The following is a 13,877-nucleotide window of genomic DNA, read 5'->3' as shown; positions in this document are numbered from 1 at the left end:
ATGCTGCGGTATATTCTCAAGCGCATCCTCGTCATGATCCCCACGCTGATCCTGATCTCGATGCTGGTCTTCACCATCATCGAATTGCCGCCGGGCGATTATTTCGAAAGCTACGTCGCCGAACTGCGAGCCATGGGCGAGACCGCAAACCTTGCCGAAATCGAGGAGTTGCGCGTCCGCTATGGCTTCGACCAGCCGGCGCCGATCCGTTACTTCCGCTGGGCAACCGGCATGCTGGTTGGCGATTTCGGTTATTCTTTCGAATATCAGCTCCCGGTAAACGAGGTCGTGGGAGACCGTCTGTGGTTGACCGTTCTGGTGTCCTTCGTCACCATCATCGTCACCTGGATTCTTGCCTTCCCGATCGGCATCTACTCCGCCACGCACAAATATAGCTGGGGCGACTACGGCCTGACCTTCCTCGGTCTGCTTGGCATCGCCATCCCCAACTTCATGCTGGCGCTGATCCTGATGTATTTCGCCAATATCTGGTTCGGCATCTCCATCGGCCATCTGATGGATCGGGAATATCTGAACCAGGCGATGAGCTGGCCAAAGTTCAAATCGATTCTCGAACATATCTGGATACCCGTCCTCATCATCGGAACGGCGGGCACGGCCGGCATGATCCGCCGCCTGCGCGCCAACCTCTTGGACGAGTTGCAGAAACAATATGTCGTAACCGCCCGCGCCAAGGGGCTTCACCCTTTCAAGGTGCTGATCAAATACCCGCTGCGCATGGCGCTGAATTTCTTCATCTCGGACATCGGCTCGATCCTGCCCGCCATCATATCAGGCGCGGAAATCACCGCCGTCGTGCTGTCGCTCGAAACAACCGGTCCGATGCTCATCCGGGCGCTGCAAAGCCAGGACATGTACTTGGCCGGCTCCTTCCTGATGTTCCTTGCTTTCCTCACGGTGATCGGCGTTCTTGTGTCGGATATCGCCCTTGCCATACTTGACCCGAGAATCCGCTTCGGAGGTGGTAACGTCAAATGACTTCATCCATCCCGACATCCGGCGAAGCACTGCCCCACTACGTTTCGACGGCGCCGTTCGACCCGTCGCTCATCGAACCCAATACGTCCGGAATGGCGGCCTTCAGCAAGGCGTCGCAGCTGCGGCTCATGTGGTGGCAGTTCCGCCAGCACAAGATCGCCGTCTGGTCCGGCGCCTTTCTGGTGGTGCTTTATCTTTCGATCCTGATCAGCGAGTTCCTCGCGCCTTACAATCTTCACACCCGCAATATCGAGCATATCTACGCCCCACCCCAGGCCATTCACCTTTTCAATGACGGAAAATTTGTCGGGCCTTTCGTCTATGGTCGGGAAATGACGCTCGACATGGACAATCTGCGGCGTGTCTACCGGGATGTGCCGACGGATATCCAGCCGCTGCGTTTCTTCTGCAAGGGCGATACCTATCATTTCTGGGGCATGATCGAGGCTAGAACCCACCTCGTATGTCCGGCCGAAGGTGGTGAATTGTTCCTGCTCGGCACCGACCGGCTTGGACGAGACGTGCTGTCGCGAATCATCTACGGCGCGCGCATCTCGCTGACGATCGGCCTTCTCGGTGTCGCCATGAGCTTCGTTCTCGGCATTGTGATCGGCGGTCTTGCAGGTTATCGCGGCGGCACTTTCGATCTCATCGTCCAGCGTATCATCGAAGTCCTGCAATCCATTCCGAGCATTCCGCTGTGGCTCGCACTCGCAGCAATCATGCCGGTGACCTGGAGTCCGATCCTCGTCTATCTTGGCATCACCATCATTCTCGGCATGCTGGACTGGACGGGACTGGCGCGCGCCGTGCGCTCCAAATTGCTGGCATTGCGCGAGGAAGACTATGTTTTGGCTGCACAACTGATGGGCGCCGGCACACCGCGCATCATCGGCAGGCACCTTATCCCCGGCTTCATGTCACATCTGATCGCCTCGGCGACGCTGACAATACCGGGCATGATTCTCGGCGAAACCGCGCTGAGCTTCCTTGGTCTCGGCCTCAGGCCGCCGATCACAAGTTGGGGAATTCTGCTCACGGAGGCGCGCAGCGTCAGCGTCATTGCGCTATATCCGTGGCTTCTCATCCCGACGATTCCGGTTGTTCTCGTCATTCTGGCCTTTAATTTCTTCGGTGACGGACTACGTGATGCTGCGGATCCCTTCAGATAAAATGGAACACGCCTTGATAAACTGCTCTTCCGCCATCGCCTTTTTTGGGAAAGGCAAAAAGAGGTGTGGCCGATGACCTCCCGTCTGAACGACGCACGCATCCTCATGTACAGCCACGATTCCTTCGGCCTCGGACATCTGCGGCGCTGTCGCACGATCGCTCACGCGCTGGTGGAGGATTATCGCGGCCTCAACGTGCTTATCATTTCGGGTGCGACCATTGCCGGCGCCTTCGATTATCGCGCTCGTGTCGATTTCGTGAAAATTCCGAGCGTCATCAAGCTGCGCAACGGCGAATACACCTCCATGGACCGGCATATCGATCTTCAGGAAACACTGAAGATGCGCCGCTCCATCATCTATCACACTGCCGAAAGCTTCCAGCCGGATATCTTCATCGTCGACAAGGAGCCCATGGGTCTTCGTGGCGAGGTGGAGGAAACGCTTGCGTATCTCAAGGGACAGGGAACCAAGCTTGTCATCGGCCTCCGTGACGTCATGGACGCACCGCAGCTGCTTGAAGCGGAGTGGAAGCGCAATGACGTGATGACCAAGATCGGCAAGTTCTATGACCACGTCTGGATTTATGGCCCCCCGGATTTCCACGACCCCTTGACGGGGCTCGACGTTCCCCAGACCGTTCGCGACAAGATGGATTTCGTCGGCTTCCTGCAACGCTCCAAAACGCAGGCGGAAACCGTGGCGCACCGGCCGGAGGGCGACTATCTTCTCATCACCACTGGCGGCGGCGGTGACGGCAGCGAATTGATCGATGACGTCATCAACGCCTACCGTCATGATAGCGAACTGACGCACAAGGCGCTCGTGGTGCTCGGCCCTTACATGCCGGCAGACCAGCGCCAGCGATTCATGAGCAGTGTTGCCGATATTCCGTACATCGAGATCATCGAATTCGACAACCGCATGGAAGACCTCGTCGCCGGCGCTCAGGCCGTCGTGTCGATGGGCGGCTACAACACCGTCTGCGAGATATTGTCGTTCGACAAGCCTGCCCTCGTCGTGCCGCGCACGGTGCCGAGGGAGGAGCAGCTTATCCGCGCAAGCCGCGCGTCGGAGCTCGGCCTTTTCGACATGCTTTTACCTGAGGATGCCGAGAATCCGGCAAAAATGGCGGCAGCTCTTAAAGCGCTGCCGAATCGCGCGCCGCCTTCTGTCAATTCGCAGGACCTGAAGCTCGATGGTCTGGAAAACATTTCGAAACGGATAGCCGAATGGCTGCCGCCCGAGGGCGACAAGGTGCCAATAACGCTGACGGCGTGACCGGCTCCCCGACAATCACCGCTTCAAAAGAGACACGCGCAACGTGACCGACACAAAAAAAATCGTGGTGCTCCTCAAGGGCTATCCGCGCCTGTCCGAGACTTTCATCGCCCAGGAACTTCTGGGGCTTGAAAAGGCTGGCCTTACGCTGGAACTCATGTCCATGCGCCGCCCGACGGATAAAAAACGCCACCCCGTTCACGATGAAATCCGCGCACCCGTGACCTACCTGCCGGAATATCTGCATGACGAGCCCATCCGCGTGCTGAAGGCACTGTGGGCATGCCGCAAAAAGCCAGGCTTCACCAAGGCGCTGCGTCGGTTTTTCAGCGATCTGCCGCATGATCTCAGCCGCAACCGCTTCCGCCGTTTCGGGCAGGCGGCCGTGCTGGCGCACGAATGGCCTGTAGATGCCGGTTGGCTGCATGTCCACTTCATTCACACACCCGCCTCGGTCGCCGCCTATACCCATCTTATCACCGGCACGCCTTGGACGATTTCGGCTCACGCCAAGGATATCTGGACCTCCAGCGACCGGGACCTTGCCGCAAAGCTGGAAAGCGCGCGGTGGGCCGTGACCTGCACCGCAAGCGGCTTTCAGCATCTTCGCACCCTTTCCGGCGTGAAACAGAATGTGCATTTGAGCTATCACGGTCTCGATCTCACCCGCTTCCCGCATTTCGACACGCCGCGTCCGCAAAGAGATGGATCGGACGCTCATGATCCGGTCAGGATTTTGAGTGTTGGACGGGCCGTCAAGAAAAAGGGCATCGATATTCTGTTGCAGGCTTTGGCCTCGCTTCCACAGGACATCCATTGGCGTTTCACCCATATCGGTGGCGGCGACGAACTTGCCGGGTTGAAAAAACTCGCCGACGAGCTTGGCATCGCCGACAGGATCGTCTGGACCGGCGCCATGGACCAGAAACAGGTGCTGGAGAATTACCGCGAGGCCGACCTCTTCGCCCTTGCCTGCCGCATCACCAGCGATGGTGACCGAGACGGTCTTCCCAATGTGCTGGTCGAGGCCGCCAGCCAGGCGCTGACCTGCATTTCCACCAATATATCAGGCATTCCGGAATTCTTCGTGGACGGTGAAAACGGCCTGCTGACGGAGCCCGAAAATCCGGTTGCCTTCGCCGAGGCTCTGCGCACGGCGATTACCGATCCGCAATTGCGTGAGCGTCTGGGTAGTGCGGCGGAAAACCGTGTGCGAACCGCCTTCGACAACCGCACCAGCATTGCCGAGTTGAAGACGCTGTTCGAAACCGAGTGGGAAAAAACGCCATGACCGATACGGAAAAGCGCCCTTCCGTTTTCTTCTACGTCCAGCACCTTCTGGGCATCGGCCACATCGCTCGCGCCAGCCGCGTTGCCAACGCCCTTCAGGCTGATGGTTTCGATGTCGTTCTGGTGACAGGCGGCACCCCGGTTCCCGGCTTTCCGGGCGAAGGCATCCGCCATGTCGAATTGCCGCCGATCGCCGTTAGCGACGGCAGCTTTTCCGGCCTTGTCGATAGTTCCGGCAAACCGGTCGATGACGACTTCAAGAAGCTTCGAACGGATATGCTGATCGGCGCCTATCACGGTGCAAAGCCAGATATCGTCATCATAGAGGCCTTCCCCTTCGGCCGCAGGCAGGTGCGTTTCGAATTGCTGCCGCTTCTGCACGAGATCGAGGACAGTGAACCACGCCCGCTCGTCATGACGTCGCTGCGCGATATTCTGCAGGAAAAAACCAAACCCGGCCGGGACGAAGAAACCGTGTCGCTGGTGAAGAAACATTTCGACGCGGTGCTGGTCCACGGAGATCCGGATTTCGTCCGGCTGGAGGAGACCTTTCCCCTTGCCGGCGAAATCAGCCAGCGCGTTGTCTATACCGGCCTCGTCGCGCCGCTGCCATCGCCGGAACCGGCGGAAAAGTTCGATATCGTCGTTTCCGCTGGCGGAGGTGCCGTTGGTGCAGCCCTTATACGGGCCGCACTTGAGGCATCGCCTCTGCTGGAAGAGATCAAAAGCTGGTGTCTCATAACCGGCCCCAACATGCCGCAGGCAGATTTCGATGCGATCTCGGCGCAGGCGCCCGAAAATGTGTCCATCTTCCGCTTCCGCAAGGATTTCGCAAGCCTGCTTGCCGGCGCGCGGCTTTCGGTTTCGCAGGCCGGTTACAACACCGTCTGCGATATTCTACAGGCAAAATGCCGCTCGCTTCTGATCCCGTTTGCGGCCGATGGCGAAACGGAACAGAGCGCCCGCGCCGAACGGCTGGCGCGGCTGGGACTGGCACAGGTTCTGGAAGAGAAGGATATCTCTGCGCAATCCATGGCCGATGCCATCAGGGCGGCATTGGCCCTGCCGGGACCGGACGTGATCCACCTCGATCTCGATGGCGCCGCAGGAACGGCTAGAGCTTTGCGCCGCCTTTTTGATGAGCGGTGAGGATCGCCTTTAACTCTCGAACGGCCTCTTCATCGGTGCCCTTGCGCCCCGCGCCGGTGAAACCGAGTTTCGCCACCCGGCTTTCCGGATCGTAAAACGGAATGGCGGAACAGGATGCGTGGATCTCCGTAATGGGAAAGCGGTCCAGCAATGTCTGCACGACTGGTGGACGCACCCCGGCCCCCGGCATGATGACAATTCGCCCGGCGGCAAGCTCGGATAATCGGGCCAAGGTCTCGATGCCCTCAAGCGCCGAACGCGCGCCCCCGGAGGTCAGAATTCTCGGGAAGCCCAGCGCGATAGCGGCCTCCAAGGCTTCATCCATGTCGGGAACAACGTCGATCGCCCGGTGCAGCGTCATATCGAGCCCGTCGGCGTGGCGGCACAGCTCTTCGAGCAGGGGAATATCGAGCGAGCCATCGCCAAGCGAGGCACCGAGCACCACGCCGGAAAGCCCCGCCGCGCGCGCCGCATCGATATCGCGTTTCATCACATCGGCTTCGTCGCGCGTGAACACAAAATCCCCGGCGCGCGGCCTGATCATCACGCTCACCGGCAGGGCGTAGGCCGCCGCCCGGTGCATGAAACCCGCAGATGGCGTCACACCGCCACCGGACAATGCCGCGCAAAGTTCTATTCGGTCGGCCCCACCCCTGACCGCCGCTTCCAGACCGGCCACGTCGTCCACGCAAATCTCGAGAATCATCGTAACCTCTTTCTTTTGAATGTGCCGTGTTTTCGCGCCGGCTTATCCGAAAACCGCCCACACTTTTCGGTCCGACGCTCTACCTGCGGCGGCCCTTCCCATCAAGAGCGTAGAGCATGTAAACGCCGCCGAGACCCACAACCGCTCCCAGGATTGAAGTGCCTGAATAGCTCGTGACGAGCGTGCCGACGGCAAAAATCAGCGCACCCAAACCCGCGCCGAGGAAGATGTTGACGGCAATCAGCGAGCTTCCAAGCCCCGGCCGATCCGCAATCAGTTCCTGCAGATAGGTGATCGGGATACTAATGATGGCGGCTGCGCCGAGCGCGCTGATCAAGGTCTGCGCGTAGATATGCCAAGGTGCCGTCGCGAGCCCCTGCAGGATGAGGTAGATGGCATAAAGCCCCGCTCCCGCCGCAAGGGTCAGCGTTTGCGGCACCTTTTTTTCGATCCAGCCCCACAGCAGGATGAAGACGATTTCCAGCGCGGCAACGATGCCAGCGACGATACCGATATCCGCGACCGTTCCCTTTGCCTGACCCGTTATGATGAGCGAGCGGATGGAATCATTGAGATGCAGCATCGAGCAGATGAGCGCAATGGCGATGATCCGCAGCAGCACCCGTCGCTCCCCGATTTCCGCAAGTGAAGCGCGGACACCGAAGCGTGCCTGCGTGTTCACCGATGCCGGCGTCGCCGTGCGCGGCAGGCAGAAAGCGACAAGCAGAAAGCAGATAAGCGCGCAAATGCCTGAGAACAGGAAAGCCATCAGCATATTGCCGGAGTTTACCAGAAAAATACCGACGATGCCCGGCACCAGCACCCATGAAAGCGAAATCGTGGCCCGCATGATCGAATTCACGGCGATCATGTCGCCCGTCGAAAGATTGCGGGCATCGGCGCGCACATGCGCGAAAATCAGAGAGTTCATTGCCCCGAAAATCGGCAGGAGCAGCAGCTTCGCGGTCACGAAGGCGGTGGCATTACCAACGAGATAAACCAGCAGATAGCCGCTGACGCCGAAAAGCGCGATCAGCAACATGGGTTTGCGATATTCGCCGAGCCGGTCTGCAACGATGCCCATCAGCACGCTGGCGCTGACATTGATGATGGCGGCAAACAGCATCAGCAGGGAATAGACGGTGTTGCTGAGCCCGATTTCGCGAATGCCGATCACCGCCTGATAGGGGGCGGTGGCGGCATTCGAAAATCCGAAGAACAGGATGGCGAGCGCCCCGATGCGGATCGACGGATTGTTGAAAACGATGGAAAGAGCCGACGGCATGAAGGTTCGCCTGAGATGATCCGGCACCGCCGGATCGCTGAATGAAATGCTATCGAACCGCTGTCATCGCCAGCGGGCCGAAAGGATGGGTTTCGGGATATAGTTGAAATGCGGTTTCCATGGGTAAAAATCGCCATCCCGGCGGCGATTGGGGAGGTTTTCGATATCCTGATTGATAACCCCCTCCGTCAACGCCATGAGATTGGGATTGGCGATGGGCGCAAGCTCCGGCGAAAGATAACCTGACTTGACGACCAGCAGCCTTACCGCCTTCGGATCGAAGCCCAGACGGGTGAAATCCGCGATCATGTGATAGGGCCTGCGCCTTGCAGCCAGAATGACGGTAATGCCATCGATGACGACGACCGCCTGCCGCTGATCGGAAGCACCTGGATCGTCCAGTTTCAGGACCTTGGCTTCGACGGTGATGGAAGGGCTTTCGGGATCGAGACTGCCGCCGATCTTCAGGGAAAGCGCCGCGCCCTCGCCCGCCGCAAAACAGGCCTCGACCGCCGGCCTGTCGGTGATGCCGCCGATCAACGCGCCCTGCCAATTGCGCGAAATCAACGCCGCCAGAACATCGGCGCAATCGCCCACCCCGCCGCCGGTCGGATTGTCGCCGGAATCCGCCAGAATGATCGGCCCGGTTGTTGTTTTTTCCGCAATATCCATGATGACCTCGAGCGGTTCGGTCACGGGACCGAAACGGAAATCCTGTCGGGCATTCCAGTAGGATTGCGCAATCTCCGAGGCGACCGCCTGCGCGGCCTCTCTGTCCGTCCCGGTCACGACAGCGCAGGCCGTCGCCCTTGGTTCATCGGCCCAGACGTAGCCGATCATGAAATTCGCATCCCAAATGCCGGGCCGCGCGTCGTAGTCCGGCAAGACGGCATAGAGGCTTTTGGCCGGTTCATCTTCCGTGGAGGTTTTTTCACCCGGCAGGAGAACGGGGATTTTCGCCCATGCCACACCGGGCTTCTCGCCCGTTTTCAGAGCCTTGATGAGCATAGTCCACGCCCGCACCATCGTCTCGCGCACATCGATATGCGGCGCAGTTCGGTAGCCGGCGAAAATATCCAATTGGTCGATGATCGACTGGCTGACATTGCCGTGCAGGTCGTAGCTGGCGGAAATGATCACATCCGGTCCGACTACGGCGCGGGCGCTGGAAATCCAGTCCCCTTCCGCATCGTCCATTCCCTCGACATTCATCGCGCCATGCATGGCGAGATAAAGCCCGTCGAGCGGCAGGCAAGCCTTGAGACGCTCCAAGAATTCCTGCTTGAACACATCATAGGCCGCGCGCGACACGGGACCACCCGGCACCGCCCGCGCATGCAGAAGCGGCAACACCTCCGCCCCGCCTTCACCGAGGAAATTGAAATATTCGGCTTCCAGCAACTCCGCCCCGCGAAAGACGCGAAAATCTTCCTGACGCATCAGCACCGGCGAATAGGTGCTGCATTCGGTATGAATTCCACCAACGGCAATACGCATCTCGCCTTCCTCTCAATAGACCGGGCTCAAGCGGACGATGGCGGAGAAACGCAGCCAGTCCTTCTGCGCTTTCGGCGTCCACGCCGCCTCGGCAATGGCGGGCAGTCTCGGGAAAACCAGATGGTTGAAATAGGCGCGATTGAGGAAATGTTCGGACCAGATGCAGGCCTGAACGCCTTTCATTCGCTCCTTCAATTCCTCGGGGAACTCACCGACTGCCTCGTAAGCATATGTATGCGACGGCGGAACGGTGCCGGCCCAGCTTGCGCCCGGCTCCTGCCAGGCTTCATCCTGCACCATGTCAAGATAATAGGCCTGTCCCGGCGTCATCACGACGTCATAGCCCTGCTTTGCAAGCTCCAGGCCAACTTCCGGCTTCTGCCAGGCCATCAGCAATGTTCCCGAGGGATCGACGCCGCCGCCGTGCGAAACTTCGTCCCAGCCGGCAAGCTGGCGGCCGCGCTCATGCAGCATCCCCTGAATACGTTTCATGAAATAGGACTGAATGCCGAAGGTGCCGTCGAGGCCTTCCTTTTCCATCAACGACTTGGCAAGCGGCGAGGCAAGCCAGGAGCCATCTGCTACCTCGTCGCCGCCGATATGGATCAGCCGCGAGGGGAAAAGCTCCACCATCTCGTCGAATATCTTGCCAAGGAATTCATAGGTCGGCTCGATGGCGGGATTGAGCGCATTGTTGGGATAGCCCTGTACGGAGCGATAGCTGTCCGGCGCTTCCTGCCCATCCGTCAGCTCCGGATAGGCAACGAGAGCCGCCGTGCTGTGGCCGGGAATATCGACCTCCGGCACGATTTCGATGTTCAGTGCCGCCGCATGCGCGACGACCATGCGAACATCATCCTGCGTGTAATAACCGGAAACCGGCTCAGCCCCATTGCCGAGCTGCGGCAGAAGCGGCGCATCCGGGCCGCGCGTCGCGCCGACTGTCGTCAGCAGCGGGTAAGCCTTGATTTCGAGACGCCAAGCTTCGTCATCCGTCAGGTGCCAATGGAACCGGTTCATGCGCAGCCATGCAAGAATGTCGATCAGCCGCACGACATCACCGGTCGGATAGAATTGTCGCGAGACATCCAGATGGCAACCGCGCCAGCTGTAACGCGGCGCATCGGCGATGGTGCCGGAAACCGGGAAACGGAATTTGGTATCGGTGCGCGCGCCGTGCAGCAATTGCGCGAGCACAGTCAGGCCGTATTGCAGACCTGCAGCGGCCGAATATTCCACGACGACGGCGTCATCAGAGAAAGACAGGCGATAACCTTCAGCTTCCAGACCGCTATGTTGCTTGAAACGAAGCGGTTTGCCCTCATGAACAGGCGCGAGGCTGAAAGGCACGTGACCAACGGCAAAAAGCCTGCGGAACAGCGACGAAACAGTTTCCACCGCAAGCACTTCTTCCTTGCCTGCCTCTTCCGTCGGGAAGAGTGCGACGGGAAAGTCTTCGCCCGGCGCGGCATCGATTTCCGCAGGCCAGGGCTGGATGGCGAAGGGCAGATCGAGCTTTCCTTCAGGAAGCAGGGCTGGCGCCGGCTCGCTATGGCGCCCGTCAAGCATCAGGTCAGCGACATCAACCGCGCGATGTGTGCCGTCGGCAAGGCTGATATAGGCGGATTTCGCACCGTCTGTGCGATGGCGGGCAGGCCTGAGCAGGCCGTCAACGGTGAAACGCCACGATTTCCCGGCTTCGAGCACGAAACCCGTTGGCGGCGCAAATTCATGGAAATTGGCATTGCGGCGCAGATAGACGGCATTGCCGCAAACGGGCTTGTCGATGGTCCGCGTCAGCGACGTATAGACGATCCGGAAATCCTTCACCGGCTCGCTGGAAAGATTGAACAGGGTGAAGGTGAAGCCACCCGATGCGGAATCTTCGAGCGGATGCCATGAGTTTTCGAGACGAAATTGTGCGAGCGCCATGATGCTCCCCTTTATTGTGCTTCAAGCCCGAGAGGACTTCGGTCAGTAGTGTTCGGATTGTGAGAAAGTGCGGGCGAGCGGCGCCTGCCCTGCCGTCAGGCCGCAATCCACCGGCAGGCACACGCCGCTGATGGCCGCTGCCTGTGGCCCGGCTAGAAAAGCGACGGCGTTGGCGACATCCTCAGGCCTCACGATGCGCTGCAACGGATACCAGTGCTTCGCTTCCTCGAAGACCTGAGGATTGACTGCCGCCCGCGCTTCCCAAGCCTGCGTGCGCACGGTTCCTGGAGCAACAGCATTGGAACGAATGCCGAATTTTCCGTATTCGACAGCGATCAGCTTCGTCAGATGGATCAAGCCTGCCTTTGCCGCGCTATAGGCGGGATGGCCGAACACAGCCATGCCGTTGACGGAGGTGATATTGATGACAGACCCTTGCGTGCGCTTAAGCGCGTCCTCGAAAGCCCTGAAGCAGAGAAACGGTGCTTCCAAGTTAAGGGCATTGTCCTTGCGCCATATCTCTGCGGTCGTGTCGTGCAGGCTGACGGCCCTTGCAGCACCGGCATTGTTGACGAGGGTCGCGACATCACCTAGCTCCGCAACCTCCAAGGCCAGCCTTGCAAGATCCTGCGGATCGGTGACGTCGCAGGTTTTCGAAACGAAGGCGGAACCGGAAAGCAGGGAAAGCGCATTGGAAAGGGCGTCGGGATCGATATCGACCAACACCACCTTCGCGTGGCTTTCAGAAAGCGCCGCGGCAATCGCCCGGCCGATGTCGCCCGCCGCGCCCGTTACGACGGCGACCTGGTCTTTCCTGTCCTGCATGTCATGCTACTCCTTCGAAGCTTTCCAGAGCGGGTTTTGGGGTCAAGCCGCTCTACATCTTTGTTTTTACGCATTTTCCGGGCGTGAAACCGCTACGCGGGCTCACTGTAAATGCTCTAGTCACCCAGCAATTGCCGGTCGTCCGGATCACGATGCTCCACAAGCTGCTGCTTGATGTGCCGCAGGGTCACCATCGACCGCTGCCGGTGGTGATAGGCAGCTAGCGTCGCCAGAACATCAACCGCCGCCAGATAGGCATAACGCGATGATGTTGGGCGGAAGATATTGTTTCCCTCAGGCACGTTGACGGCCACCACCATATCGGCGGCCAAGGCGACGGGCGTATCGCTCTGGGTCAGCGCGATGGTGGTGACCCCCATTTCCCGCGCCAGCCTGAAGCACTTCACCAATTCCATGTTGCGGCCGGAAAAGGAGGATCCGATGATAACGTCTTCCTTCCGCGCAGCGGCAGTCATCATCAATTGCATGCTGTGATCGGCGCTGGTCGAAACGCGCAGGCCAAGGCGAAACAGCCGGTTCTGAATTTCCGAGGCGATCATCGAGGAATTACCACCGGCTCCAAACGCGTAGATCATGCCGCTATTGGCAATCCGGACGGCCGCTTCGTCGGCCAGGGCGGGATCGAGCGTCTTGTGCAGCAGGAAAAGCGCCTCCTGCGCCTTGGCAAGCACTTCCTCGGCGACGTCCGACGGGCCCGTGCTTGTCGGTTCCGAGGTGAGGTAGCGGATGCCGACATAAGCGGTCTTGGCAAGGCTGACCTTGAAATCCGAAAAGCTCTGGCACCCCAGACGGCGGCAGAACCGCGTCACAGTTGGCGGGGAAACCTCGGCGCGGGCGGCAAGCTCGATGATCGATGCATTGACCGCAAACTCGAAGTCCGAAACCAGAATATGGGCGATCCGCCGCTCCGATTGCGAGAACTGTCCCCTGTCGTCTTGAATCTTTGCGAAAATATCCATGCTCACCGGTCTCCGTTCCGCCAAAACTTAAGGCTTGGCCCCGTTTCCGATGCACCCTAATCCGAGACGCCCGTCAACCGTACACACCCATGAATCGACCATGTTTCGCCCCGTTGACGACACGCCGGACACCTTTGATTTGAAAATTATTTTCTCTGTTGATTGCGAGATGAGCATATGCCAACAATCTTCGCCAGAGAAATATCCAAATCTTGAAAATAATTTCAACAACGGACCTGAATCATGCGCGACCCATTCAAAAACCCTTTTCCCGAAACAGACGTCGCCCGCCACTCCATCTGGGACATGCTGGTAACGCGGGATATCGACGCCTTCCTCACTGCCGACTGGTCGAAAGTCGCGGATGATTTCGTAAAGGACGGCTTTCTCGGCATCAACGCCAACCGGGATGCAAACCCGGACAACTGGCGCCTGTCCTTCCCCTCGCTTGACGCCTATCGCGACGAATGGCTGCGACAGGCGCAGGATTTCCAGACCCAGCAATTCGCTGAAGACCCGCGCAACGCGATCTTCACCACCACCACGCTGGAAGAAATCGAAGTGGAAGGTGAGACCGCGCTGGTTCGCAAGAAGTTCGACGGCGGGCTTCGCAAGGCCGACGGCAGCTTCGACGTCATGAAATGGCAGACGCTCTATTATTGCCGACTGCATGAGGGCCGCTGGAAAATCAGCGGTTTCACCGGATACATGCCCAATCCCATGCCGTGATCCAGCGGACCTGCCAGACCGATTTGAACGCC

Annotated in this window: 12 protein-coding genes; 6 read left to right on the top strand and 6 right to left on the bottom strand. The window is 59.2% G+C overall.

Annotated features, from left to right (window positions below; genetic code table 11):
* The 5 genes from ACQZ5Y_RS16090 (at nucleotide 1) to ACQZ5Y_RS16070 (ending at nucleotide 5,891) form a co-directional block, all read left to right on the top strand.
* On the top strand, nucleotides 1-999 hold the full coding sequence (locus tag ACQZ5Y_RS16090) for an ABC transporter permease (RefSeq protein ID WP_003516797.1): 999 nt from the start codon (nucleotides 1-3) through the stop codon (nucleotides 997-999).
* Entirely contained in the window at nucleotides 996-2,171 is a 1,176-nt protein-coding gene (locus tag ACQZ5Y_RS16085; protein WP_038492283.1) for an ABC transporter permease, read from the top strand. The genes ACQZ5Y_RS16090 and ACQZ5Y_RS16085 overlap by 4 nt, the downstream gene beginning before the upstream one ends.
* Before the next feature lie 72 nt (nucleotides 2,172-2,243).
* The gene (locus ACQZ5Y_RS16080; protein WP_003516795.1) at nucleotides 2,244-3,452 is read left to right on the top strand and encodes a glycosyltransferase family protein; all 1,209 of its coding nucleotides are present in this window, start codon (nucleotides 2,244-2,246) and stop codon (nucleotides 3,450-3,452) included.
* A 43-nt stretch (nucleotides 3,453-3,495) separates the two neighbouring features.
* Nucleotides 3,496-4,743: a glycosyltransferase family 4 protein gene (locus ACQZ5Y_RS16075; RefSeq protein WP_065663009.1), complete on the top strand. Its 1,248-nt coding sequence runs from the start codon at nucleotides 3,496-3,498 to the stop codon at nucleotides 4,741-4,743.
* Nucleotides 4,740-5,891 (top strand): glycosyltransferase family protein, encoded by a 1,152-nt coding sequence (locus tag ACQZ5Y_RS16070; protein ID WP_019566078.1) that lies wholly within the window; start codon nucleotides 4,740-4,742, stop codon nucleotides 5,889-5,891. The genes ACQZ5Y_RS16075 and ACQZ5Y_RS16070 overlap by 4 nt, the downstream gene beginning before the upstream one ends.
* Here the strand turns inward: ACQZ5Y_RS16070 and ACQZ5Y_RS16065 are convergent.
* The 6 genes from ACQZ5Y_RS16065 to ACQZ5Y_RS16040 form a co-directional block, all read right to left on the bottom strand.
* Complete coding sequence (locus tag ACQZ5Y_RS16065; RefSeq protein ID WP_065663008.1) at nucleotides 5,857-6,597, bottom strand: copper homeostasis protein CutC; 741 nt, start codon at nucleotides 6,595-6,597, stop codon at nucleotides 5,857-5,859. The two genes, ACQZ5Y_RS16070 and ACQZ5Y_RS16065, sit on opposite strands and share 35 nt — an antisense overlap.
* Nucleotides 6,598-6,676: 79 nt before the next feature.
* Nucleotides 6,677-7,882 carry an MFS transporter gene (locus ACQZ5Y_RS16060; RefSeq protein ID WP_097100908.1) on the bottom strand — a complete coding sequence of 402 codons (1,206 nt, stop codon included), beginning with the start codon at nucleotides 7,880-7,882 and terminating at the stop codon, nucleotides 6,677-6,679.
* 63 nt (nucleotides 7,883-7,945) lie between these two features.
* Nucleotides 7,946-9,379, bottom strand: a complete 1,434-nt coding sequence (locus ACQZ5Y_RS16055) for a M81 family metallopeptidase (protein WP_174050073.1) — start codon at nucleotides 9,377-9,379, stop codon at nucleotides 7,946-7,948.
* Nucleotides 9,380-9,391: 12 nt separating this feature from the next.
* Nucleotides 9,392-11,311, bottom strand: a complete 1,920-nt coding sequence (locus ACQZ5Y_RS16050) for a beta-N-acetylhexosaminidase (protein WP_111790507.1) — start codon at nucleotides 11,309-11,311, stop codon at nucleotides 9,392-9,394.
* Between the two features lie 42 nt (nucleotides 11,312-11,353).
* Nucleotides 11,354-12,136, bottom strand: coding sequence for an SDR family oxidoreductase (locus ACQZ5Y_RS16045; protein WP_003516784.1), 783 nt, complete (start codon nucleotides 12,134-12,136; stop codon nucleotides 11,354-11,356).
* Nucleotides 12,137-12,252: 116 nt separating this feature from the next.
* Nucleotides 12,253-13,116, bottom strand: coding sequence for a MurR/RpiR family transcriptional regulator (locus tag ACQZ5Y_RS16040; RefSeq protein ID WP_174050075.1), 864 nt, complete (start codon nucleotides 13,114-13,116; stop codon nucleotides 12,253-12,255).
* A 243-nt stretch (nucleotides 13,117-13,359) separates the two neighbouring features.
* On the opposite strand from ACQZ5Y_RS16040, the gene ACQZ5Y_RS16035 reads away from it, so the two are divergent.
* Nucleotides 13,360-13,845, top strand: a complete 486-nt coding sequence (locus ACQZ5Y_RS16035) for a hypothetical protein (protein ID WP_013636865.1) — start codon at nucleotides 13,360-13,362, stop codon at nucleotides 13,843-13,845.
* Nucleotides 13,846-13,877: the final 32 nt, after the last annotated feature.

The organism is Agrobacterium sp. A3-95 (assembly GCF_053521785.1).
The sequence above is the reverse complement of the archived record's forward strand: the minus strand, read 5'-3'. Positions and strand labels throughout refer to the sequence as shown.

What these genes read in the sequence shown, in the direction of transcription:
- ACQZ5Y_RS16090 (WP_003516797.1), top strand. Translation starts at nt 1, where the DNA reads ATGCTGCGGTATATTCTCAAGCGCATCCTCGTCATGATCCCCACGCTG.
- ACQZ5Y_RS16085 (WP_038492283.1), top strand. Translation starts at nt 996, where the DNA reads ATGACTTCATCCATCCCGACATCCGGCGAAGCACTGCCCCACTACGTT.
- ACQZ5Y_RS16080 (WP_003516795.1), top strand. Translation starts at nt 2,244, where the DNA reads ATGACCTCCCGTCTGAACGACGCACGCATCCTCATGTACAGCCACGAT.
- ACQZ5Y_RS16070 (WP_019566078.1), top strand. Translation starts at nt 4,740, where the DNA reads ATGACCGATACGGAAAAGCGCCCTTCCGTTTTCTTCTACGTCCAGCAC.
- ACQZ5Y_RS16065 (WP_065663008.1), bottom strand. Translation starts at nt 6,597, where the DNA reads ATGATTCTCGAGATTTGCGTGGACGACGTGGCCGGTCTGGAAGCGGCG.
- ACQZ5Y_RS16060 (WP_097100908.1), bottom strand. Translation starts at nt 7,882, where the DNA reads ATGCCGTCGGCTCTTTCCATCGTTTTCAACAATCCGTCGATCCGCATC.
- ACQZ5Y_RS16055 (WP_174050073.1), bottom strand. Translation starts at nt 9,379, where the DNA reads ATGCGTATTGCCGTTGGTGGAATTCATACCGAATGCAGCACCTATTCG.
- ACQZ5Y_RS16050 (WP_111790507.1), bottom strand. Translation starts at nt 11,311, where the DNA reads ATGGCGCTCGCACAATTTCGTCTCGAAAACTCATGGCATCCGCTCGAA.
- ACQZ5Y_RS16045 (WP_003516784.1), bottom strand. Translation starts at nt 12,136, where the DNA reads ATGCAGGACAGGAAAGACCAGGTCGCCGTCGTAACGGGCGCGGCGGGC.
- ACQZ5Y_RS16040 (WP_174050075.1), bottom strand. Translation starts at nt 13,116, where the DNA reads ATGGATATTTTCGCAAAGATTCAAGACGACAGGGGACAGTTCTCGCAA.
- ACQZ5Y_RS16035 (WP_013636865.1), top strand. Translation starts at nt 13,360, where the DNA reads ATGCGCGACCCATTCAAAAACCCTTTTCCCGAAACAGACGTCGCCCGC.